The 22574-nt window shown below is 50.2% G+C and carries 18 protein-coding genes; all 18 read left to right on the forward strand.

Annotation, left to right across the window (positions count from 1 at the left end; all coding sequences use genetic code 11):
* Window positions 1-335 precede the first annotated feature (335 nt).
* The 18 genes from H70357_RS09550 to trmL all read left to right on the forward strand — a co-directional run bounded on the left by H70357_RS09550 (window position 336) and on the right by trmL (window position 22514).
* Window positions 336-1178 (forward strand): SPFH domain-containing protein, encoded by an 843-nt coding sequence (locus H70357_RS09550; RefSeq protein WP_038588360.1) that lies wholly within the window; start codon window positions 336-338, stop codon window positions 1176-1178.
* A 12-nt stretch (window positions 1179-1190) separates the two neighbouring features.
* Window positions 1191-1361 (forward strand): type II toxin-antitoxin system antitoxin, encoded by a 171-nt coding sequence (locus tag H70357_RS35060; protein WP_038588362.1) that lies wholly within the window; start codon window positions 1191-1193, stop codon window positions 1359-1361.
* Between the two features lie 495 nt (window positions 1362-1856).
* Entirely contained in the window at window positions 1857-3794 is a 1938-nt protein-coding gene (thrS, locus tag H70357_RS09560; RefSeq protein ID WP_038588366.1) for a threonine--tRNA ligase, read from the forward strand.
* A 355-nt stretch (window positions 3795-4149) separates the two neighbouring features.
* Window positions 4150-4758: a 3D domain-containing protein gene (locus H70357_RS36890; protein ID WP_442950468.1), complete on the forward strand. Its 609-nt coding sequence runs from the start codon at window positions 4150-4152 to the stop codon at window positions 4756-4758.
* A gap of 126 nt (window positions 4759-4884) precedes the next feature.
* Window positions 4885-5025, forward strand: coding sequence for a hypothetical protein (locus tag H70357_RS35800; RefSeq protein WP_156130843.1), 141 nt, complete (start codon window positions 4885-4887; stop codon window positions 5023-5025).
* Window positions 5026-5301: 276 nt separating this feature from the next.
* Window positions 5302-6390 (forward strand): cell wall-active antibiotics response protein LiaF, encoded by a 1089-nt coding sequence (gene liaF / locus H70357_RS09570; protein ID WP_038588369.1) that lies wholly within the window; start codon window positions 5302-5304, stop codon window positions 6388-6390.
* Window positions 6391-6392: 2 nt separating this feature from the next.
* Complete coding sequence (locus tag H70357_RS09575; protein ID WP_038588372.1) at window positions 6393-7430, forward strand: HAMP domain-containing sensor histidine kinase; 1038 nt, start codon at window positions 6393-6395, stop codon at window positions 7428-7430.
* Between the two features lie 3 nt (window positions 7431-7433).
* On the forward strand, window positions 7434-8087 hold the full coding sequence (locus H70357_RS09580) for a response regulator (RefSeq protein ID WP_038588375.1): 654 nt from the start codon (window positions 7434-7436) through the stop codon (window positions 8085-8087).
* 336 nt (window positions 8088-8423) lie between these two features.
* Window positions 8424-10076 (forward strand): S1C family serine protease, encoded by a 1653-nt coding sequence (locus H70357_RS09585; protein ID WP_038588378.1) that lies wholly within the window; start codon window positions 8424-8426, stop codon window positions 10074-10076.
* Between the two features lie 122 nt (window positions 10077-10198).
* Window positions 10199-10888, forward strand: coding sequence for a response regulator transcription factor (locus H70357_RS09590; RefSeq protein WP_038588381.1), 690 nt, complete (start codon window positions 10199-10201; stop codon window positions 10886-10888).
* 2 nt (window positions 10889-10890) lie between these two features.
* Window positions 10891-12339 carry a sensor histidine kinase gene (locus tag H70357_RS09595; protein WP_038588383.1) on the forward strand — a complete coding sequence of 483 codons (1449 nt, stop codon included), beginning with the start codon at window positions 10891-10893 and terminating at the stop codon, window positions 12337-12339.
* A 58-nt stretch (window positions 12340-12397) separates the two neighbouring features.
* Window positions 12398-13354: a 4-hydroxy-3-methylbut-2-enyl diphosphate reductase gene (locus H70357_RS09600; protein ID WP_038588386.1), complete on the forward strand. Its 957-nt coding sequence runs from the start codon at window positions 12398-12400 to the stop codon at window positions 13352-13354.
* Window positions 13355-13690: 336 nt separating this feature from the next.
* Window positions 13691-14737, forward strand: coding sequence for a 3-deoxy-7-phosphoheptulonate synthase (aroF, locus tag H70357_RS09605; RefSeq protein WP_038588389.1), 1047 nt, complete (start codon window positions 13691-13693; stop codon window positions 14735-14737).
* Between the two features lie 285 nt (window positions 14738-15022).
* A complete protein-coding gene (gene glnA / locus H70357_RS09610; RefSeq protein ID WP_038588392.1) occupies window positions 15023-16447 on the forward strand; it encodes a type I glutamate--ammonia ligase in 1425 nt (474 codons plus the stop codon).
* A 607-nt stretch (window positions 16448-17054) separates the two neighbouring features.
* Window positions 17055-19676 carry a GH36-type glycosyl hydrolase domain-containing protein gene (locus H70357_RS09615; protein ID WP_231578401.1) on the forward strand — a complete coding sequence of 874 codons (2622 nt, stop codon included), beginning with the start codon at window positions 17055-17057 and terminating at the stop codon, window positions 19674-19676.
* Between the two features lie 131 nt (window positions 19677-19807).
* Window positions 19808-20692: a hypothetical protein gene (locus tag H70357_RS09620; RefSeq protein ID WP_038588399.1), complete on the forward strand. Its 885-nt coding sequence runs from the start codon at window positions 19808-19810 to the stop codon at window positions 20690-20692.
* Between the two features lie 105 nt (window positions 20693-20797).
* Window positions 20798-21889, forward strand: a complete 1092-nt coding sequence (serC, locus tag H70357_RS09625) for a 3-phosphoserine/phosphohydroxythreonine transaminase (RefSeq protein WP_038599110.1) — start codon at window positions 20798-20800, stop codon at window positions 21887-21889.
* A 160-nt stretch (window positions 21890-22049) separates the two neighbouring features.
* Window positions 22050-22514, forward strand: a complete 465-nt coding sequence (gene trmL, locus H70357_RS09630) for a tRNA (uridine(34)/cytosine(34)/5-carboxymethylaminomethyluridine(34)-2'-O)-methyltransferase TrmL (RefSeq protein ID WP_038588402.1) — start codon at window positions 22050-22052, stop codon at window positions 22512-22514.
* Window positions 22515-22574: the final 60 nt, after the last annotated feature.

Raw genomic sequence — 22574 nt, forward strand, 5'->3', positions numbered from 1 at the left:
GACTTCCGGCGGCTGTTGTCGTAAGAATTTCTTGATTTAACCCGCTATATGCGGTGGAAATCAGGTGACTGGTTATGCTTCCGAAGCGAGCTTTCCTATGGAAAGCTTTCAGGCGGTCGCTATCGCTCCTACAGTTCCAAAATTACCCTCCGCTACTTGCCCTTTTGTGTAGTTTTTAAGTTCATTCTATATAGATTTGTAGTATAGGGAAATATGAGCAATAACGCAGTGATATTTTTGGGGGAATAAAAAAAGTAGGCGAGAAAGGGATTTACATATACAACCAAAAGTGATATCATAATCATATCAAATACATATCTTATGGAGGTGTCTTTATGAAAGAGAAAACACTGCGCCCGGTCAGCGGTTTTTGGGTTATTGCTTTAATTGTCATTTGTTTAGGCGGGGGCATTTACGGTGCGTCTCAGGAGTATGTGGCAGTACCGCTCATCCTGTTCGCTCTAGCTGCTGTGCTGTGTACGAGTATTACAGTAGTTCAGCCTAACAAGTCAGTGGTAGTGACCTTCTTCGGACAATATGTCGGAACCATTTCAAGCAGCGGTTTATGGGCGGTTATCCCGTTCAGCATTCGCAAGACGGTATCGCTTCGCGTACGCAACTTCAACAGCGTCAAGCTGAAGGTGAATGATGTGGAAGGCAATCCGATCGAGATTGCCGCTGTCATTGTGTTTAAAGTGATCAATTCGGCCAAGGCGTTGTTTGATGTAGATAAATATATGGCTTTTGTGGAAATCCAGAGTGAGACGGCTCTGCGGCATGTAGCAAGCAAGTATCCCTATGACAATTTCAACGAATCAGGAATGTCACTGCGTGCCAATGCGGATGAAATTGCCAAGGAGCTGGCAACCGAATTGCAGGAGAGATTGTCCTTATCCGGTGTAGAGGTCATTGAAGCCCGGCTGACTCATCTGGCCTATTCTACGGAGATTGCCAGCACGATGCTCCAGCGCCAACAGGCATCCGCTATACTGTCTGCCCGCCAGATTATAGTGGAAGGCGCAGTTGGAATGGTGGATTTGGCCATCCGCCAGCTTAAAGAGAGCGGAGTCGTTGAGCTTGATGAAGAGCGCAAAGCGGCGATGATCAACAATCTGATGGTAGCGATTGTGTCGGAGCGCGGAGCGAGTCCGGTCATTAACGCCGGCTCGTTGTACTAGAGGCGGTTCATCATGGCGGCCAAAAAAAGCTTTCCGCTGCGGATCGATCCTGAGCTCCATGAGGCACTGGAACGCTGGGCGGCAGAGGAATTCCGCAGCGTAAACGGACATATTGAGTACCTGCTGCGTGAGTCTTTGAAGCGTTCGGGCCGCTTGCCGGGAAGTAAACGCCGGGAAGAATAATTCAGCTTGCGGAATTTCGGGCAGGCTGCAGGCTTGACGGAAGGTGAGGACAGATTTATAATTACTCCATAATTCACGTTATCAGCTCCGACAAAGACATGGACCGTTAGCTCAGGACCGCTTCAGAGAGAGGAAACAAGGCTGCAAGTTCCTCCGGTATCCGGCTTCCGATTTACCCCTTTGTAGCTGCGGTTATGAACTCCCGAATGCTGCTTGTTAAAGCCAGCCGCTGCGGGACAGTAAGAACCGCCGGTTCATGGCCGTTATTCCCATGCTGACGAAGGATGTAATCCCATAAATGGCTGCTTTTAATTTAAGGTAGTTAGCCGGGAGGAATCGAATTTGGGTGGAACCACGGGTGCAATCACTCGTCCCTTTGCGGGACGGGTGTTTTTTGTGTGCGTGGATCATTCCGTTCCGAAATAGGCTCGAAGTAGTTTTGTACGAAGAAAACTCAAGAAGTAAATGCTAACAAAACTTTTAGGAGGAATAACAATGTCAGTAAGTATCAAGCTACCGGACGGCTCGGTCCGGGAATACGCCGATGGCAGCAGCATCGATGATGTGGCCGCCTCCATTAGCAGCGGACTCCGCAAGAATGCCGCAGCGGGCAAAATGAACGGGATTGTCGTAGATTTGTCGACTCCACTGCAGGAAGACGCGCTGGTGGAAATTGTAACGCTGGATTCGCCGGAAGGCCTTGAAGTTATGCGCCACAGTACAGCCCACTTGATGGCCCAGGCGGTCAGACGTCTATTCGGCACAAAGAAAGTCAAGCTGGGAGTAGGTCCGGTAATTGAGGATGGCTTCTATTATGATATGGATCTGGAGCATCCGCTGAATCCTGAGGATCTGCTGAAGATCGAGAAGGAAATGGATCGCATCGTTTCCGAGAATCTGCCGATTGTACGCAAAGAAGTTAGCCGTAAGGAAGCCCTGGATCGCTTTGGCGAGCTGGGCGATCCTTACAAGCTGGAGCTGATCGAAGCGCTGCCTGAGGATAGCGTGATTACTATTTATGAGCAGGGCGAATTCTTTGACCTGTGCCGCGGCCCGCATCTGCCGTCGACTGCCAAGATCAAAGTGTTCAAGCTGATGAATGTGGCCGGTGCTTACTGGCGCGGCGACAGCAAGAACAAAATGCTTCAGCGCGTATACGGCACAGCCTGGCTTAAGAAAGCACAGCTGGACGAGCATCTGCATCTTCTGGAGGAAGCTAAGAAACGTGACCACCGCAAGCTGGGCAAGGAGCTGGAGATCTTTACATTTAACCAGCTGGTTGGACAAGGTCTGCCGATCTGGCTGCCGAAGGGCGCTAAGCTGCGAAGCATTCTGGAACGTTACATTGTGGATCTGGAAGCAAGCCTTGGCTATCAGCATGTATACACTCCGGTGCTGGGCAACGTAGAACTCTACAAAACTTCCGGCCACTGGGAGCATTATCAGGAAGATATGTTCCCTAAGATGACAATTGACAACGAAGAATTTGTGCTTCGTCCGATGAACTGCCCGCATCACATGATGATCTATAAGAGCTCGATGCACAGCTACCGTGATCTGCCGATCCGTATTGCCGAGCTTGGCATTCAGCACCGTTACGAAATGTCCGGCGCATTGACCGGTCTGCACCGTGTACGCTCCATGACCTTGAATGACTCCCATATTTTCTGCCGCCTGGACCAGATCAAGAGCGAGTTCACACGCGTGCTAGAGCTGATCAAGCAGGTGTACAGCGATTTCGGGATTTCTGATTACCGGTTCCGGTTGTCCTACCGTGATCCTAAGGATACCGAGAAATATTTCCCTAACGATGAAATGTGGGAGACTGCTCAGCGGATGCTGCGCGAGGTTGTTGAAGAAGCGGGCCTGCCGTTCTTCGAAGCAGAGGGCGAAGCCGCCTTCTACGGTCCGAAGCTGGACGTTCAGATCAAAACAGTTCTGGGCAAGGAAGAAACATTGTCCACTGTGCAAATCGACTTCCTGCTGCCGGAACGCTTTGAGCTTGAATATGTAGGCGATGATGGTCAGAAACATCGTCCGGTTGTGCTTCACCGCGGAATTCTCGGCACCATGGAGCGTTTCGTAGCGTTCCTTCTGGAGAATTTTGCCGGTTCGCTGCCGCTGTGGCTTTCCCCGCAGCAAGTGAAGATTATTCCGGTATCCTCTGCTTTTGACGAATATGCCAAAGAAGTGGAAGCGAAGCTGCTGAAGAGCGGCATCCGGGCTGAAGTGGATCTGCGCAACGAGAAGATGGGCTATAAGATCCGTGAAGCCCAGCTGGAAAAACTTCCTTATATGTTCGTCGTGGGAGAGAACGAGATGAACGCGGGATCCGTCTCCATCCGCAAGCGGGGAGAAGGCGATATCGGCGCCCAGCCGCTGCAGGAAGTTATTGAGTCCCTTGCCAAAGAGATCGCCGAGCGTGTAATTTAGTCACCTGATATGAACCTCTGTCATAGGCCCCATGAAGCCGGAACCTGGTGCTTCATGTATAAAATTTTGTGAAACGGGAAACCTTCGCTAATAGGGGGAGGTTTAACAAATGAACAAAATGGGCTTATGTCAGAGGTTTTGGTGTCTATTCGTTACCATCGTGCTTATGCTGGCTGCTGCGGATATCTATCCGGATTATGGACGCAAGTCGGTTGAGGCGAGCGGGACGGGAGACACTGCCAATCCGCTAAACGTCCGTACAACGGAGTCAGAGGCTTCTCAAAATACAAAGGATTCAGCTGTTTTTACAAGTGTTCGCAATACCAAGCCGTCAGAGGTGCTGGCTACCGGCCGCGTGATCCTGCATTCTCAGGAGACGATCTCCAGCGGAGCATCCTCACTCGGCGGCGCCTCAAGATCAACGCGCCCTGCCGCAACACAGGCGCCTCAGCCAGCGGAAGGAACGGAGGGCCGCAAGAAGACCAATGCTGCTTCCAAGCTGCCGGCCACCGTGCCTGTAGCCGCACCGGCGCCGGAGCAGATCATCACTTCGCTAAAGGTCATGGCAACCGGCTATACGGCCGGATTTGAGTCTACAGGCAAAACCTCAAAGCATCCGCAATACGGGATCACGTATTCAGGTGTCAAGGTACGCAGGGACAAAAATGCCGTCTCCACCATCGCAGCGGACCCGAAGGTTCTGCCGCTGGGCAGCATCCTTTATATTCCGGGTTATGGCTACGCTGTTGTTGCAGATACCGGATCGGCGATTAAAGGACGGAAGATTGACTTATATTTTTCCACTACCAAGCAGGTGTATAAGGAGTGGGGCAAAAAAACAGTTGTGGTCCAGCTCATCAAACGCGGTAACGGGAAATGCACGGAGAGCATGCTGAAGAGTCTCAGCCGGGCGATCCAGACATACAAGACCGTTCCGCAAGACCTGCTGGAGGAAATCGTTTAAACGCAATTACGGATGTTAGGCAGTTTGAATTCTTTTTCACTTGGGTATGCATAATACAGCCCGTCACTTCCCATAATACGGACTGGGGCAAAACACTTGCCTCTTCCGAAAAGGGAGGTGAATTCCGTGGCTAAAAAACCAAAGGTACAAGAAAACTACAAAACACCGAATGAAAAATACAATGCTGAGTTTGCTGTCGAGAATGACGGCGCAACAAAGCAAAGCAACAACACGTTGTCCAAACCGGTCCAAAAACCGCAGCAGTAATGCGGTGATGGACTCTGGGTTGCATCTAAAAGCAATGAAGCAGGCTGTCCCGATCACGCTCATATTGAGCTGAGGGGCAGCTTTTTTTTGCGGCTTTAAAGAGTAGCCATTGAAATAATCCATGAAATTTCTTACTATTAATACCAATGGACTCCGTCCAGAGACTGAGGCTTATTTACTTCTCGCGCCGCTGTTCCCCGCACCAGTATTCCTGTAGACTAAGGCTATAAGAAACGGATCACATGATTGCTATAACAACTAAAGGGGAAATGGATTATGAAAAGAAGGTTCACCAGCCAGGTACTTGGCGGTCTGATCCTGATTGGACTCGGCGCAGTGTTCCTGCTGAGGCAGATGGGTTATACCGATTTCAGCATAGGATCACTAATTTCTGACTACTGGCCGGTTATTCTCATTTATATGGGTGTGCAGCGTTTACTATCCACCGACGACCATCAATCTAAATTTTCATCAGCGCTTGGCGGATTTTTCTTTCTGGCGCTCGGGGTCTTTTTTCTGGGGCGCAACTTGGACTGGTTCGATGTTTCAGCAGGCGACTTCTTTAAATTGCTGATACCCGTCATGCTGATCGGCGGAGGACTGTTTGTGATCTTCAAGCCGCGCAATGCTACACCACCGGTACCTCCCGTTCCGCCAGCACCGCCAGCGCCGCCAAGCTTCTACCCGCCGGGCCAGGGTTCACCGGATGCCCCGCCTCCAAAGCCGCTGGAATCGACGCTGGATGAGCAGTTTGAGCAGAAGTTCGGCAAACCTGCCGGAGAGCGTGACTGGAATGAATATTTAAATAAAGACACTAATGAAGAAGAGATTGACCCTAAGGATGGCCGTTTTCAATCGGCTGCGGAATCGCGCTGGCAGGAGAACCGGGAACGTCATGAACGCAGACGGCAGGAGCGCCAGGACCGGCATGCCCGTAGACACGGCGAGTGGCATGAGGAGTTTCACCAGACAGAGGATCATAAGGAAACGACGAACCGGTCTGCTTTTATCGGAGATGTCCATATGGGACGTGAGCATTTTCAATTGAAGCATACCAACGTTTCGCAATTTATCGGTGACACGGTGCTGGACCTGACCAATGCGCAAATTCCTTACGGGGAGACGAAGATTAATATTTCCGCGTTTGTCGGCGACATCAAAGTGTATATTCCGGATGATATGAATCTTGGGGTATCTGTGACCAGCAGTTCCTTTATCGGTGACATGCAGGTACTGGAGCAGTCGCGCAGCGGGTTTATGAGCAATGTGCAGTGCAAGACACCTTATTACAAGGAAGCAGGCAAAAAGGTCCGTATTAACGTGAGTGCTTTCATCGGCGACATTAAAGTCAAAACGGTAGGTTAAGGATGGGGACGATCTTTAGCAATACCAAATGGATGCTGCTCGTTTATTTCCTGCTCAGCGGAGGTTTGGCTGCCGGACTTGTGTATGCCGGAACATGCTTGGGCTATATCGAAGTTGTAGATTACCGCATGTGGGTGTACCTGTGTGTTGGGATTGTACTGTTCACCGTGGTTATCGGCTATGTGGCGGGACAGCGGATTCAGCGCCGGATCGATCATCTGGATCTGAACATGCTGCAGGTGGCTAAAGGCAATCTGTCTGTACGGATGCCTGAAAGTGATGATCAGTCCTTTGCGCGTGTCTACCATGAATTCAACATTATGATGGACACCGTGGAGAACAAGATGCAATTGCTGCAGCGGCTCGGGGAACAGGAAGTGATTGAAAAAGAAAAGGCGGCGGAGAGCGCGGTACTGGAAGAGCGGAGGCGAATGGCCCGGGATCTGCATGATACGGTGAGCCAGCAGCTTTTTGCGATTCATATGTCCGCTTCTTCGCTGCCTAAAGTTCTGGAACGCAATGAAGAGCAGGGCCAGATAGTGATGAACCAGTTAATTACGATGTCCCAAATGGCGCAAAAGCAGATGAGAGCGCTGATTGCGCAGCTGCGTCCGGTGGAACTGGAAGGCCGTAATCTGTTTGAGGCGCTGGAGAAATGGTTTCCGGACTATTGCCGCCAGAATGGGCTTAAAGGCGTGAAGGAGCTTGAACTGCAGGGCGAATTGTCGGAAGCGATCGAGCATCAGCTGTTCCTGATTATTCAGGAGTCGATGGCCAATATCGTCAAACATGCAGGAGCAAGGGTGGTCAGCCTGTCGTTGCGCGAAGTGCCGAGGCAGGTCGTACTGAGCATCAGCGATGACGGTCAGGGCTTTGAGCATGTGCAGCACAAGCAGGGGTCCTACGGGCTCACCACGATGCGCGAGCGTGCGGAAAAGCTTGGCGGCCAAGTGGAAATTATCAGCCGAAAGGGAGCGGGAACGACGATCCGCGTACATATTCCAAAGTTTGTGCAGGGCTATCAGGAACAGGGGGAGTAAAACATGAGTCTTATAAAAGTGCTGCTTGTGGATGATCATGATATGGTGCGGATGGGGCTCAAAACGTATCTGATGCTGGAGCCCAGTTTCGAGGTTATCGGCGAAGCGGCGAATGGCCAGGAAGCGCTGGAAATGCTGAAAGCCGGCGGACAGGACGGTCTGCCTGATCTCGTGCTGATGGATCTGATGATGCCGGTGATGAACGGTGCCGAAACGACGAGGGCCGTCCTATCCGAATTCCCCGGGCTTAAAATTGTCATCCTCACCAGCTTCCTGGAAGATGATCTGGTCGTAGACGCCATTGAAGCCGGAGCTGTCAGCTACGTGCTCAAAACTGTCTCGGCCGAGGAACTGATCTACGCGCTGCAAGGAGCGTACCGCGGGATGCCGGTCATGACCGGCGATGTCTCACAGGCGCTGACCCGCGGCATCCGCCAGCGGACTGTACAGGGGGATTCCTCCGGCCTAACCGAGCGTGAGAAGGAAGTGCTGCTGCTTATTGCCGAAGGCAAAACCAACAAGGACATCGGCGAGGAGCTGCATATCAGCATCAAGACGGTGAAGACACATGTCAGCAACCTGTTGATGAAATGCGAACTGGACGACCGCACACAGCTGGCGATTTACGCCCACCGCAAGGGCTGGGCGCAGGGATAAAGGAAATGGATTCATTACAAATGGTTTTATAGGAATCTATCAGTAAATAGGACCTGACTATTTACTGGATGGCAGAATGAAGCTTGATCATAATAAGATGTTGTTAGAGGCCGGCGCGGCAATGTGCGCGCGGGCCTTTTTGTTTTTGTAAATCCTGAAGTTACAGATACAACAGCGTTGGTTGTTATTCCTCTGCTACGATGTCTGAACCCTATTATCTTTTATCTCCGCTTAAATTGTTTTTAATGTGACCTTAAGGTTTAAAGTACAAAATAAGAACAAGAGAACAACACAATACTCCTTGTCGAACAGGCAAGGCACGGGAGGAACGTAAACATGGACGATAACAAAAACAACTTCAATCGTGATAATGAACCTTCACCGGATCGGGAATGGGATAATACTAAGAACAATGACAGCAGCAATGATAACCAATCAACCGATTCAGGATCCTCATACTACTATTCCTATGGACCTTTTAAATCTTTGAACAAAGACGAGATGAATCCGGATGATGTACAGCATTACAACCGGATGGAGTCGGAGCGGGTAGAGGTCACTCCTCCGCAGCCGATCAAACCGGCCCCTTACAGCACTTCACTTCGCACTACCGGAAATGACGGCGGTGGACGTGGCGGCAATGGCGGCAACGGTTCGGATGGCGGCAACGGCTGGCAGTATAACCGCAAGCCCCAGAGACCGGTAAAAACCGCCTTGATTTCTTTCCTCGCCGGGATGGTCGTGCTGTCAGGCTCGATGTTCATGGCAGACCGCGGTAACTGGTTCACAGGTGGTGAACAGGCGGCAACAGCTACAGTGGCCAGCCCGGCAGCCAAGACGGCAGTCGGCAATGCCAATATTACTCCTTCGACGTCCACCACGGCACTTGTTACCGGATCAGGTGATGTGTCGAGTGTAGTAGATGGAGTTGGACCGGCAGTCGTCAAAATCGAGACATTGGTCAAAACAGGCTCTGGCAGAAGCTCAACCAATCCAAACACGAGCGATCCGTTCTCACAATTTTTCTTCGGTGATCAATTCGGAGGCAGTGGATCTTCCGGGACGGACCAGAATTCCCAGTCGGAACCAGAGTCGGATTCATCCCAGCTAACTCCTTACGGTATTGGAACAGGCTTCATTTATGATTCGGCCGGATATATACTGACTAACCAGCATGTTGTTGATAATGCAGATGTTATTCAAGTAACTGTTGATGGAACCACCAAACCTTATGAGGCGAAACTGCTCGGCGCCAGCAAAGATCTGGATTTGGCAGTGCTGAAGATCGAAGGGGCAGACTTCCCTACAGTGGCTCTTGGAGATTCAGACAGCATCAAGGTAGGCTCTGAAGTTGTCGCGATCGGCAACCCGCAAGGTTTTGATCATACAGTCACTGCTGGTGTGCTGAGTGCGAAGGACCGCAGCATTGATATTAACGAAGAAGACGGCAGCGGGACACGCAATTACAAAAACCTGCTTCAAACCGATGCATCGATCAACCCTGGTAACTCCGGCGGACCGCTGCTTAACATGAGCGGCCAGGTTATCGGAATGAACGTTGCCGTAAGCACGCAGTCTCAAGGTATCGGATTTGCCATTGCGGTCAACACCATCAAAGAGGTAGTAGACAAACTTGAAGCCAACCAGGAAATTCCGAAAGAACCTGTTCCATTTATCGGTGCCTCGCTCATGACCATTACAGATGAAGTGGCGAAACAAATGGGCACTGACATCAAAGAAGGATCTGTAGTTGCTGAGATTGTCTTTAAATCACCGGCTTATTCCGCCGACCTGCGTCCTTATGACATCATTACAGGTGTGAACGGAACGAAATATGCAACCAGCCAGGATCTGATTACTTATATCCAATCCTTGAAGGTTGGAGATAAGGTCACCATGAATGTGGTCCGTGACGGCAAAACGCTGGAGCTTCCGGTTACCATCGGCAACAAAAATGATTTTGACACCACCAAAACTCAGAAGCAGTAAATACACCGGACGGTAAAGTGAACAGCGGAAGGGGGAACCCTTCCGTTTTTGCTGCACAGGGCGCTGGGCCGCGCATTCATGCTACAATAGAGATAAACGATTTAGACAATGGGGGCTGCTTGATGCGACCGAATATTCTAATTATTGATGACGATGAAAAAATTATTTCCATGCTGCGCCGTGGTCTTGCCTTTGAGGGTTATGATGTTAAAACTGCGGCTAATGGGGCCGATGGACTGCGTGCTGTTCTGAACAGCGATCCCGATGTAGTCATACTCGATGTGATGATGCCGCAGGTAGACGGCTTTGAGGTCTGCCGTCGTTTGCGGGAAGGCGGAAGCAATGTGCCTGTACTGATGCTGACAGCCAAGGATGAAATCGAACACCGGGTCAAAGGGCTGGATCTCGGAGCAGATGATTATCTGGTAAAGCCTTTTGCGCTGGAGGAGCTGCTGGCCCGGGTGCGCGCACTGCTTCGCCGTAAGAGCGAGCAGGGAGGCGGCACAGATCAGGCAGTGTCGTATGAGGATATTACGCTGGATGTGGACTCGCGTGAAGTGACTCGCGCCGGCAAACGTCTGGAGCTGACGGCCAAGGAGTTTGAACTGCTGCATTTGTTCATGCAGAATCCGAAGCGCGTATTGTCACGTGACCTGATTATGGATAAAATTTGGGGCTATGATTACAGCGGGGAGTCCAATGTGCTTGAGGTCTATATTGCCATGCTGCGCCAGAAGACGGAGGAGCACGGCGGCAAACGTTTGATCCAGACGATCCGGGGAGCCGGTTACATTCTAAGAGGTGACAATTAAACATGTCTATTAAATTGCGGCTGACAGCCTGGTATTCAGGAATTTTGGCCGTTATGCTGCTGGCTTTATCAGCCGCAATTTACGGTTTTGTCTATTTTAATACGTATGGTGATTTGAAGGACCGGCTTAAACTGCAGGCACAGCAGGTTCAACCCGACATGGGCTTGAACAATGACGGTACTTTGGGGCCGGTGCTTAGAGGGCCTGCAGGACAAAGTTTATTTGCCCAAGTGTATATTTATGACCTGGAAAAGCTGATTCTCAGCACGAACATGACACAGATCAATCTGGAATTCAAATATCCTGCGAAAGAAAACATCCAGAAACAGCAAGGATTCTCTCAGTCCTATTATGGCGGGAATCCCTTTCTGATCTACCAGCAGGCAGTTGATGTTGCTACTAGCAGCGGCAATCATGCAGGTGTACTTCAGGTTGCAGTATATATTGGGGAACAAGTGACAATGCTGACCCGGCTCAAGAACATCCTGCTCGTCGGCTCTTTTGCCACGCTGATCGCAGCCTTCACCTTCGGCCTGTTCCTGGCCCGTAAATCCATGAGCCCGATCGGCATGGTCATTGAAGCTGCGAACGGAATTCAGACGGGAACCGATCTGAGCTCCCGCATTGAATATGACGGTCCGCCGGATGAAATCGGGCGGCTGATTGAAACGGTCAACAGCATGCTGGGGCGGATGGAGGATTTCTATAAGGATCTTGAGGATTCGTATGCAACCCAGCGCCGGTTTGTATCCGACGCCTCGCATGAGCTGCGGACTCCGCTTACCACGATTCGCGGGAACATCGACCTGCTGCAAAAAATATGGGAGATGGGGCCGGGCGAGAGCAGAATGACCGAGGCGGAAATCCGCCAGCTCTCTATGGAGTCGGTGAAGGATATTGCCGATGAATCGCAGCGCATGAGCCGGCTGGTCGCAGATATGCTCTCATTGGCACGTTCCGATACCGGGCGGACCTTTGATAAGGAGCCGGTAGCGCTTGAGCCGATGATGACTGAGGTCGCCCGCCGGGCGTCCTTCCTGCCGCGGCAGGCGGAATGGTCTGTAGGGGCTATGGGGCATCTGAACGGCAAATATATTGTCGGCAACAAGGATTATCTGCAGCAGATGTTATTCATTTTTATCGATAATGCCTTCAAATACACACCTTCCGGAGTAGTGACGCTGGACGCTGTCTTTTATCAGAGCCAGGTGGGGATCCGCATCACGGATACCGGAATCGGGATGGACAAGGATGAGGTGCCGCATATCTTTGACCGGTTCTACCGGGCCGATGAGTCGCGGGGTATTACGGAAGGAATTGGTCTCGGGCTGTCCATCGCCAAGTGGATTATTGATGAGCATGGCGGTTCAGTGGAGGTCGTTACCCGCCAGGGCGAGGGGACTACTTTTGTCATCTGGCTGCCCCTTCTCTTTGCTCCGCCGCTGGAATAGGGTATAATTAGGCAGGTCCTATTACAGCCGTCATTGACAGCAGAAAGCCGGTGAATTCATGGAAGTTATCAAAATATCTCCCCGGGGCTATTGCTACGGTGTCGTCGACGCCATGGTAATGGCACGGCAGGCCGCACAAAATCTTGATCTGCCCCGGCCGATTTATATACTGGGCATGATTGTTCATAATAGTCATGTTACCAATTCTTTTGAGGATGACGGAATTATAACTCTAGACGGCCATAACCGTCTGGATATTCTCGATAAAGTCGACAGTGGTACCGTTATCTTCACCGCACACGGCGTTTCGCCGGAGGTGCGCAAGATGGCCCGCGCCAAGGGGCTGACGACCGTAGATGCCACCTGCCCCGATGTGACCAAAACGCATGACCTCATCAAGGAGAAGGCAGAGGAAGGCTACGAGATTATTTATATTGGCAAGAAGGGCCATCCGGAGCCGGAAGGCGCTGTTGGTATTGCCCCGGAGCATGTCCACCTGATTGAGAAGGAAGAGGAGATTGCAGGGTTATCTGTGCCTTCTTCCCGTATCGTTATTACGAACCAGACCACAATGAGCCAGTGGGATATTAAAAATATCATGAAAAAGCTGCTGGAGAAGTTCCCCGGCGCTGAGGTACACAACGAGATCTGTATGGCTACCCAGGTACGGCAGGAAGCTGTAGCGGAGCAGGCTGGTCAATGTGATCTGGTCATCGTTGTTGGCGACCCTAGAAGCAATAACTCCAACCGTCTGGCACAGGTGTCAGAAGAGATCGCGGGCGTGCCTGCCCACCGTATTTCCGACGTGTCGGAACTGAATACAGAGTGGCTCAAGGGAGTATCCAAGGTAGGGGTAACGTCCGGCGCTTCGACGCCTACACCGATTACGAAGGAAGTTATCAGTTACCTGGAGCAGTATGATCCGGCGCTTCCGGAGACATGGGAAATCAAACGTACGGTGAATATGGCGAAGCTGCTGCCTCCGGTGAAGAACAAGACTGCGAGCGCTACCTAAGGTTTGTCCCGGCATTTGAACTTATAAATTTGGTGAATATGAAGCACACAGATTCCGGCAGCGGAACCTGTGTGCTCTTTGTTATTGGATAGATATCCCTTTTATTATTCCATGCTGTACCAGCTTTTTTTCCAATGTGCACCAGAGATATAGCTTCATGAATACTAATAAATGGTAACTAATGCAGCTGGAACTGTAATTGAAGGTTGACGAAAAGAACAAAATGCGGTAAAATTACTTTAGTGCTTAAAAGCGTACACGCGTCGTAGCGTGATAGTGCCGTGCGATTTATAAGGTAACATTTGCTAAATAATTGCCTAAAAGGGGAGCTATAATATGATCGTTATTACATCCAATCAAACACCGCAAGAGCAGGTAAATGATATTATTGCCGTTATCGAAAAGGAAGGGCTGCAGGTTCATCTCTCCCGGGGGGCGGATCATACGGTTATCGGCCTGATCGGTGGTGTCACACCAAAGCTTGCCGAGCATTTGCGCCAGATGAAAGGGGTGGAGAACGTAGTGAAAATCTCCAAATCCTATAAGCTGGCGAGCCGCGATTTCCATCCGGAGGATACGGTTATCGATATCCGCGGCGTGAAGATCGGCGGGGAAAATCTTGTCATTATGGGTGGGCCTTGTGCCGTTGAATCCCCGGAGCAGATTGACGAAATCGCCCGGCTGGTGAAAGCTTCCGGCGGCCAAGTATTGCGTGGAGGCGCGTTCAAGCCGCGTACCGGACCTTACAGCTTCCAGGGTGTCGGTGTAGAAGGACTGACAATGATGGCAGAAGCCGGCAAGCGGCATGGTCTGCTGACCATTACCGAGGTCATGACACCGGAGTATGTGGATATTTGTGCGGAGCATGCTGATATACTGCAGGTGGGCACACGCAATATGCAGAATTTCGACCTCTTGCGCAAGCTGGGCACCTGCGGACGTCCGGTATTACTTAAACGCGGCTTCAGTGCTACTTACGATGAGCTCCTCAATGCGGCTGAATACATTCTGGCCGGCGGTAACCGTGATGTCATGCTTTGTGAGCGCGGAATCCGCACCTTTGAAACCTACACCCGCAACACGCTGGATTTGTCAGCAATTCCGGTGCTTCAGAACCTCAGCCATCTTCCGGTGATTTCTGACCCGAGCCATGGTACAGGACGGCGTGAACTGGTTGCACCGATGGCCAAAGCTTCTGTTGCTGCAGGAGCCAACGGTCTTATTATCGAAATGCATACCGATCCCGACAATTCCATGACAGGCGATGGGGTCCAGTCTCTGTTCCCTGAGCAGTTTGACACCCTGCTGAGAGATCTGGAGAAGCTTGCTCCGCTGGTGGGACGCAAGTTCTCGGAGTCTCTTGAGCCTGCCCCGATTCTTTAGTACAAGAAGCAGAAATCAGCCTTTAGGCCGTCCTCTTCTCGCTTACGGGCGTAGGGAGAGGACGGTTTTTATGTATCGTATTGAATGAATGTGACATAGGAAATAGAGAAAGTTGCTTTTTTCACTAAAGCGTTAGAATATCTTACATTGTCTTCAAAAATACCTGACATAAGCATTGACGATGTTAGGTTTGAGATTTATAATGACGACAGCAAAAAAATTATAAACAAGAACATTTGATACTGTGAGCGGCCTAATGTTCGGAAATTGGGGAGGAATATATTCATGTCGGTTGAAAAAGTGTTGCAGACGATCAAGGAAAACAATATCGAGTGGGTGGATTTTCGTTTTGTAGATTTGGGTGGACGTGCTCACCATATCTCATTGCCAGCATCCGCAGTGGAAGCAGAAACATTTGAAAATGGTGTTGCGTTTGACGGTTCTTCCATCAAAGGATTCCGCGGTATTGAAGAATCTGACATGGTAATGATGCCTGATCCAAGCACTACATATATCGATCCTTTTACAGCTCATCCGACGCTGAACATCATGTGCGATATTTTCACCCCTGATGGTGAACGTTACGAGCGCGACCCTCGTGGTATTGCAGTGAAAGCAGAAGAATTCCTGCAAGCAAGCGGTGTGGGTACAGCAGCTTTCTTCGCACCAGAATCCGAGTTCTTTATCTTCGACGATGTGCGTTATGAGAGCGGAATGAACAGTTCTTCCTACTTTGTAGATTCCGAAGAAGCGGTATGGAATACCAACCGTAAAGACGAAGGCGGGAACCTGGGATTCAAAGTTGGCGTTAAAGGCGGTTATGTTCCAGTAGCGCCAGTGGATTCCCAACAGGATATCCGCAGTGAAATGTGCCGTTTGCTGGCTGAAGCCGGACTTGAAATTGAACGTCATCACCATGAAGTGGCAACTGCAGGCCAAGCGGAAATCAACTTCCGTTTTGATACCTTGAAGAAAACAGCTGATAATCTGCTGACTTACAAATATATTGTGCAAAACACTGCACGCCAATACGGAAAAGTGGCAACATTCATGCCAAAACCGCTGTTCGGCGATAATGGTAGCGGTATGCACGTTCACCAATCTATCTTTAACGGCGACGCTCCTTTGTTCTACGAAAAAGGCGCTTATGCCAACCTGAGTGAGATGGCCTTGCACTATATCGGCGGTATCCTGTATCATGCTCCGGCACTGATCGCGCTGACTAACCCAAGCACTAACTCGTTCAAACGTCTGGTTCCTGGTTATGAAGCACCGGTTAACCTGGTTTACTCCAAAGGTAACCGTTCGGCTGCTGTTCGTATCCCGGTAGCTGCTGTGACACCTAAAGGCTGTCGCATCGAATTCCGTACACCGGATTCCACAGCCAACCCTTACCTGGCATTTTCAGCTATGCTGATGGCCGGTCTGGACGGAATCAAGAAGAAGATCAACCCGGAAGAAATGGGTTACGGTCCTCTGGACAAGAACATCTACGAACTGTCCGATGCAGACAAAGAAAAAATCCGCAGCGTTCCGGGCAGCCTGAGCGAAGCGCTTGATTCTCTGGAAGCTGATTACGAATTCCTTACTGAAGGCGGCGTATTCACTAAAGACTTCATCGATAACTATATCGCTCTGAAACGTTCTGAAGCTCAAGAAGTTGCGATTCGTGTACATCCGCATGAATACTCCCTGTACTTCGACCTATAAGTTAGCTTAATTTTTGTTAAGAAGCCCCCGGGTATCCCGGGGGCTTCTTTGTGGTCTATTTCTCTTAATCAATGTCCCAAAATTAAAAACAATTTACGAAAATTTTCGTTGATATATCATTATTTTACATAGTTTGAGTGCATTTAGCATGAGCTTATATGTAATGTGATTGGTTTAAGGCGTTTTTTGATAAGAAAACTCAAGATTTTGAGGTTTATTCGAGTGGAATTGATCAAAAATATGAATTATCGAAAATAGTTTCGGACGAATTAATGCGGTTATTATTGATTGGTGTAAGTGATCCCCCTATGTAATAAATTTGTTTATACCTTGATATATCAGACTTTATTCTATGTTTTATTATTATTCAAGGTTACCAAACGAAAATTACTTTACAACGATATCTAACGATGTGATAATAAATACCGAAAGCGGTTTCTGTAAAATGGATAAAAAAGTAACAAAATAATAGGCTATGGAAAGGATGATTGCAGTGGAACAAACGTCTAAGTCAGGTTGGGAATTTACCGGAACAAATGGAGAGTTTAAACTTAAGTATCCAGAAAAAAGCAGTTTTTTATATTTTCCCTTGGTGAATGAGGGAGGGATGATGTCTTCGGTCACTCCGAATCTTCATGGCCAAGCCACTTCAGGGCATAATACATTTCTTACTCCGCCGCTTTCGGTGGAGGATTTGCATAATTCGCGTGCTTCCCGCAATTTCTGGGTATATATTGAGGGTAAAGGCGCCTGGTCGGCAGCGGGGAGTTCAGCCAGACAGCATGCACAGGCCTATGAGCCTAACTCTGATGATTCGGAATTGGAAGCAGGGCTCCTATGGCATCGGGTAACCCGTGAGAGCCGTGAACTCGGTATCAAGGCGCAAATCACCAGCATTGTACCCTGCGGCCAAGACAAGGTAGAATTGATGCAGGTGGTGCTTACGAATACCGGAGCGGCTGAGATCATCATAACGCCGACTGCGGCTGTTCCGCTGTATGCCCGTTCAGCGGATGATCTGCGTGATCACCGGCATGTGACCTCATTGCTCAACCGGATTTATACTTCAGCACACGGTGTCGAGGTTCAGCCGGCACTTTCCTTTGATGAACGGGGCCATCGCGTGAATCATACCTCCTATGGCGTCTTCGGTGTAGAAGGAGAAGGAAGAACTCCTGTGGGCTTCTTCCCGGTGCAGGAGGAATTTATCGGTGAAGGTGGAAGCCTGGATTGGCCTGAGGCTGTTGTGCGGAATCAGGCTCCTCAGACAGGCGAAGAAGGCGTACATAAAGAAGGTTATGAGGCTCTTGGCGGATTGCGTTTTGCCACTGCATCTCTGCTTCCAGGAGAAAGCCGTTCCTATGTGGTGATTCTGGCCATTGAAAGTGAAAGAATAGATATTCCGGGGTTAATGGCCAAATACGGATCCGCCGCAGCCTTTGACGTTTTACTGGAAGAAAACAAGGCTTTCTGGGCGGACAAGGTGAATACAGTTGAGTTTCATACCGGAGATCATGCTGCTGACCAGTGGATGAAATGGGTAACGCTGCAGCCTGTGCTTCGCAGGTTGTACGGCAACTCTTTCCTCCCTTATCATGACTACGGAAGAGGCGGGCGCGGCTGGCGCGATCTGTGGCAGGATTGCCTGGCGCTGCTTATTATGGAGCCGTCAGATGTGCGGAGTCTGCTGCTGAATAATTATGCAGGTGTGCGAATCGATGGCAGCAATGCGACCATTATCGGCCAGCAGCCGGGCGAATTTATTGCCGACCGCAACAATATTCCCCGGGTTTGGATGGATCATGGGGCCTGGCCGTTCCTGACCACTATGCTGTACCTGGACCAGAGCGGGGATCTGGATTTTCTGCTGCAGGAGCAAAGCTATTTCCGCGACTCCTTCATGAGCCGGTGCCGGGAACGCGACGCCTCCTGGGACGCTGCGGGGGGAAGCCATCTGCAGACCTCAACCGGAGAGACCTACAAAGGGACGATTCTGGAGCATATTCTGCTGCAGAATCTGGTTCCGTTCTTCAATGTGGGGGAGCATAACAATATTCTTCTGGAGGGCGCAGACTGGAATGACGGGCTGGATATGGCGGCCCAGCGGGGAGAAAGTGTGACCTTCACTGCCTTCTATGGCAGCAACCTGTATGATCTGTCCGTGCTGCTGAGCACTCTTCAGGAACGTACCGGGCTGGAGTCACTGGAGCTGGCGGAAGAGATGACGCTGCTGCTGGATACATTAGAGAAATCGCTGAACTATGAGTCTGTAATAGCCAAGCGGGAACAGCTGAACCTTTACTACACCGCTGCGCCTAACAAAGTAAGCGGGGTCCGGGTAACTCTGCCAATAGCGAAAGTGGCAGCTGATCTGGCGAAAAAGGCAGAATGGATATTCAATCACTTGCGGCGGAATGAGTGGGTGCAAAGTGATCATGGCGACGGCTGGTTCAACGGTTATTATAATAACGACGGAGAACGCGTCGAAGGCGAACATGCCGAAGGTGTACGCATGACACTGACAGGCCAGGTATTCCCGCTGCTCGGCCATGCAGCAGCGCCAGAGCAAATTCCGCATATCGTCGCAGCAGTAGAACGCAACCTGCTGGACGACAATATCGGATACCGGCTAAATACCAATTTTGGCGGCATCCAGCAGAATCTGGGCCGTGCTTTTGGTTTTGCCTTTGGTCATAAAGAGAACGGGGCTATGTTCAGCCATATGACCGTGATGTATGGGAACGCGCTGTATAAACGCGGCTTTGTTCAGGAAGGCCGCAAAGTGCTGGATTCACTGTACAAGCTCAGCGCGAATTTCGAACTCAGCCGGATGTATCCCGGCATTCCCGAATATATCAATGAGCAGGGCAGAGGAATGTACACCTATTTAACCGGTTCAGCGAGCTGGCTGCTGCTGACGATGGTCACAGAGGTGTTTGGTGTCAAGGGCCGGCTCGGCGATTTGCTGCTTCAGCCTAAACTGGTGAAGGAACAGTTCGATGAGCAGGGGAAGGCAACGATTAAGACGATCTTTGCGGAACGCATGCTGGAGGTCGCCTATACGTCCACAGGAAGCAGAGAATACGGGGAGTATGAAATACACTCTGTGTCGCTTAACGGCGCTGAGGTGACGCTTCAGCGCGTCTCAGAGGGTGTTGTGATACCGCGCAGCATACTCCGTGCGCTGCCGGAAGGAGAACTGCATCTCCTGCAAGTGGAGCTGGCCTAACTGCATAAAAGTATACGAAAAGGCGCTTGCTTCGCAGGAAATGCGGCTGCAGGCGCTTTTTTCAGCGATGAAGAGGTTCTGAGAATATTGGTAACAATAAAAATAAGCAAAAGAAAGAGGAAGAATAACTTATGGCTTACACTCTCACTAATGGGATACTTACTGTGGAGATTGCTGATACTGGAGCCTATAACGGCACTAGATTTGATTGGACAGGGTTTATTACACAGGTAACACTGGAGCAGGGTAAACATACGTTTTGCGTTCCGGAAAGCCTCGTGCCCGGGCAGGGTACTGGCGGTTTTGGGCTATGTAATGAATTCGGCATTTCCCGGGCAATTGGCTATGACGATGCAGAAGTTGGAGAATGGTTTCCAAAGCCGGGAGTAGGGCTGCTGCAGAAGCAGGAAGATGCTCCCTATTTTTTTGCCGGAATTTATCCGCTGATTCCCTTTGAGGTGATGGAAGAACACACTACAGATTCGGTTACCTATTCGGTGCAGCCGATGGAGTGCCGGGGATACAGCATGCTTTTGACCAAGAGGATCTCGCTTGACGAAGACAGGCTGAACATCTCTTACACTCTGGAGAACAGAGGGTCAAAGGAGCTTCTGACGGAGGAGTACAATCATAATTTTGTTGGAATTAACGGTAAAAATGTCGGATCAGGCTATGAACTGAGATTGCCGGACAATGTCAGGGTAGAGCAGGCGGAATCCATTTATACAGAGGAATTGCTCAGCCGAACCGGAGATAAACTAAGCTGGAAGAATGAGCCGGACCGCCCCTTCTACTGTAAGCTGGGAGGCTGGGAAGATGCAGGGGATTCCTTTTATTGGGAAATCACTCATCAGCCAAGCAGAGTTGGGATCAGGGAATACGGAAGTTTCCAGCCGGAACAGATAGCACTGTGGGGCGAGAAGCATGTTATTTCGCCGGAAGTTTTTGCGGACATCAGCATTTTACCGCGTCACAGCAAGGATTGGAGCCGCAGCTATCAGTTTTTCACCATTTAAGCCTGGCGATTATACCTTCTATGTGAATAATTATACTTGATGGTGTGTTAGATTACTGCTATCATAATCTCTATCCATATTCGCAGGAGAGAAAGGGTGGGGGCAATTTTGAGCAAGAGAGCATACAATTTTAATGCAGGTCCGGCGGCGCTGCCGCTTGCAGTATTGGAACGCGCACAAGCGGAGTTTGTCGAATTCCGGGAAAGCGGAATGTCCATTATGGAGATGTCGCACCGTGGGGCGGTATACGAGTCCGTTCATAACGAAGCTCAGGAACGTCTGCTATCACTCCTTGGCAATCCGCAGGGCTATAAGGTATTGTTCATCCAAGGCGGAGCAAGCACCCAGTTCGCCATGCTTCCGATGAACCTTGTCTCTGAGGGCCAAGTGGGCAGCTATGTCATGACAGGAAGCTGGGCGGATAAAGCCCTCAAGGAAGCCAAATTGGTTGGTGGCGCCCATGTCGCCGCATCCTCAGAGGACAAGAAGTTTCTGGCGATTCCAGAGCTTAGCAGCATCAAGGCAGCGGATAATGCAGCGTATCTGCATGTTACGTCGAATGAAACGATTGAAGGAACACAATATGCGGAGTTTCCGGATTCCGGCTCTATCCCGCTGATTGCAGACATGTCCAGCGACATTCTGAGCCGTTCCTTTGACGTGAATAAATTCGGACTGATTTATGCCGGCGCACAAAAGAATCTCGGACCATCAGGCGTAACTGTAGTTATTGCCAAGGAAGAGCTGATCGCGAAGTCGCCTTCCAATATCCCGACGATTCTGCGTTACGATACGCATTATAAGAACAACTCTCTCTACAATACGCCGCCATCCTTTTCTGTATATATGGTTAATGAAGTGTTAAAATGGATTGGGGAGCAGGGCGGGCTTGCAGGTATCGAAGTCAAGAACCGCGACAAAGCCGGGCTGCTCTATAATCATATTGACGGCAGTGATGGTTTCTACCGCGGAGTTGCGGAACAAGGCAGCCGCTCCATCATGAACGTTACATTCCGGATGCAGTCGGAAGAGCTTGAGAAGCAATTCGTCAAAGCCGCCGAACAAGAAGGTTTTGTTGGTCTTAAGGGCCACCGCAGTGTTGGAGGCTTACGTGCTTCCATTTATAACGCGGTTCCTTATGAGAGTGTTAAGGCGCTTACCGATTTCATGCAGCATTTCCGGCAAACTCAGGGCTAATGTATGAAAGCTTTTGAACCTTCCGCCTGCAGGCGGAAGGTTTTCTGCGTGGCACACCACGCGCCGTGTATGATCTATAAGCGCTGCCCTCACCTTAGAGGATGTCCTTACTAACACATTATAGGGCTGTTAGAGCCTTCAGAGAGGAAGCATTCACACTATGGCACTTCATATTGTGCTGGTAGAACCGGAAATTCCGGCGAATACCGGCAATATTGCCCGCACTTGCGCGGCAACAGGCACGCATCTTCATCTGGTCCGTCCCTTGGGCTTCCGTACAGACGACGCTACGCTGAAACGGGCAGGACTCGATTACTGGCACGCCGTAAATATCGAATATCATGATTCGTTTGGGGAAGTGCTGGAGAAGTATAAGGAAGGCCGGTTTTTCTATGCTACAACCAAGGCCGAGAAGCGCTATACCGATTTTGCCTTTCAGGATGAGGATTTCTTCGTTTTCGGCAAGGAAACCAAGGGTCTGCCAGCCGATATTCTGGAAGCCGGGAAAGAAACGAGAATGCGCATGCCGATGAGCGAAGCTGTCAGATCGCTTAATTTGTCAAACTCGGCGGCCATTATTGTCTATGAAGCGCTGCGCCAGCTAGACTTTCCACAACTTTTCTAAAAACGGACATGAATTTTTATTTATTTCAGCAGGATTCGACAATTGATTAACGAAATAGTT

Origin of the sequence: Paenibacillus sp. FSL H7-0357, from assembly GCF_000758525.1 — a bacterium.
GTDB lineage: Bacteria > Bacillota > Bacilli > Paenibacillales > Paenibacillaceae > Paenibacillus_AQ.

Coding starts and splice junctions, on each gene's coding strand:
- H70357_RS09550 (WP_038588360.1), top strand. CDS start 336: ATGAAAGAGAAAACACTGCGCCCGGTCAGCGGTTTTTGGGTTATTGCT.
- H70357_RS35060 (WP_038588362.1), top strand. CDS start 1,191: ATGGCGGCCAAAAAAAGCTTTCCGCTGCGGATCGATCCTGAGCTCCAT.
- thrS (WP_038588366.1), top strand. CDS start 1,857: ATGTCAGTAAGTATCAAGCTACCGGACGGCTCGGTCCGGGAATACGCC.
- liaF (WP_038588369.1), top strand. CDS start 5,302: ATGAAAAGAAGGTTCACCAGCCAGGTACTTGGCGGTCTGATCCTGATT.
- H70357_RS09575 (WP_038588372.1), top strand. CDS start 6,393: ATGGGGACGATCTTTAGCAATACCAAATGGATGCTGCTCGTTTATTTC.
- H70357_RS09580 (WP_038588375.1), top strand. CDS start 7,434: ATGAGTCTTATAAAAGTGCTGCTTGTGGATGATCATGATATGGTGCGG.
- H70357_RS09585 (WP_038588378.1), top strand. CDS start 8,424: ATGGACGATAACAAAAACAACTTCAATCGTGATAATGAACCTTCACCG.
- H70357_RS09590 (WP_038588381.1), top strand. CDS start 10,199: ATGCGACCGAATATTCTAATTATTGATGACGATGAAAAAATTATTTCC.
- H70357_RS09595 (WP_038588383.1), top strand. CDS start 10,891: ATGTCTATTAAATTGCGGCTGACAGCCTGGTATTCAGGAATTTTGGCC.
- H70357_RS09600 (WP_038588386.1), top strand. CDS start 12,398: ATGGAAGTTATCAAAATATCTCCCCGGGGCTATTGCTACGGTGTCGTC.
- aroF (WP_038588389.1), top strand. CDS start 13,691: ATGATCGTTATTACATCCAATCAAACACCGCAAGAGCAGGTAAATGAT.
- glnA (WP_038588392.1), top strand. CDS start 15,023: ATGTCGGTTGAAAAAGTGTTGCAGACGATCAAGGAAAACAATATCGAG.
- H70357_RS09615 (WP_231578401.1), top strand. CDS start 17,055: ATGATGTCTTCGGTCACTCCGAATCTTCATGGCCAAGCCACTTCAGGG.
- H70357_RS09620 (WP_038588399.1), top strand. CDS start 19,808: ATGGCTTACACTCTCACTAATGGGATACTTACTGTGGAGATTGCTGAT.
- trmL (WP_038588402.1), top strand. CDS start 22,050: ATGGCACTTCATATTGTGCTGGTAGAACCGGAAATTCCGGCGAATACC.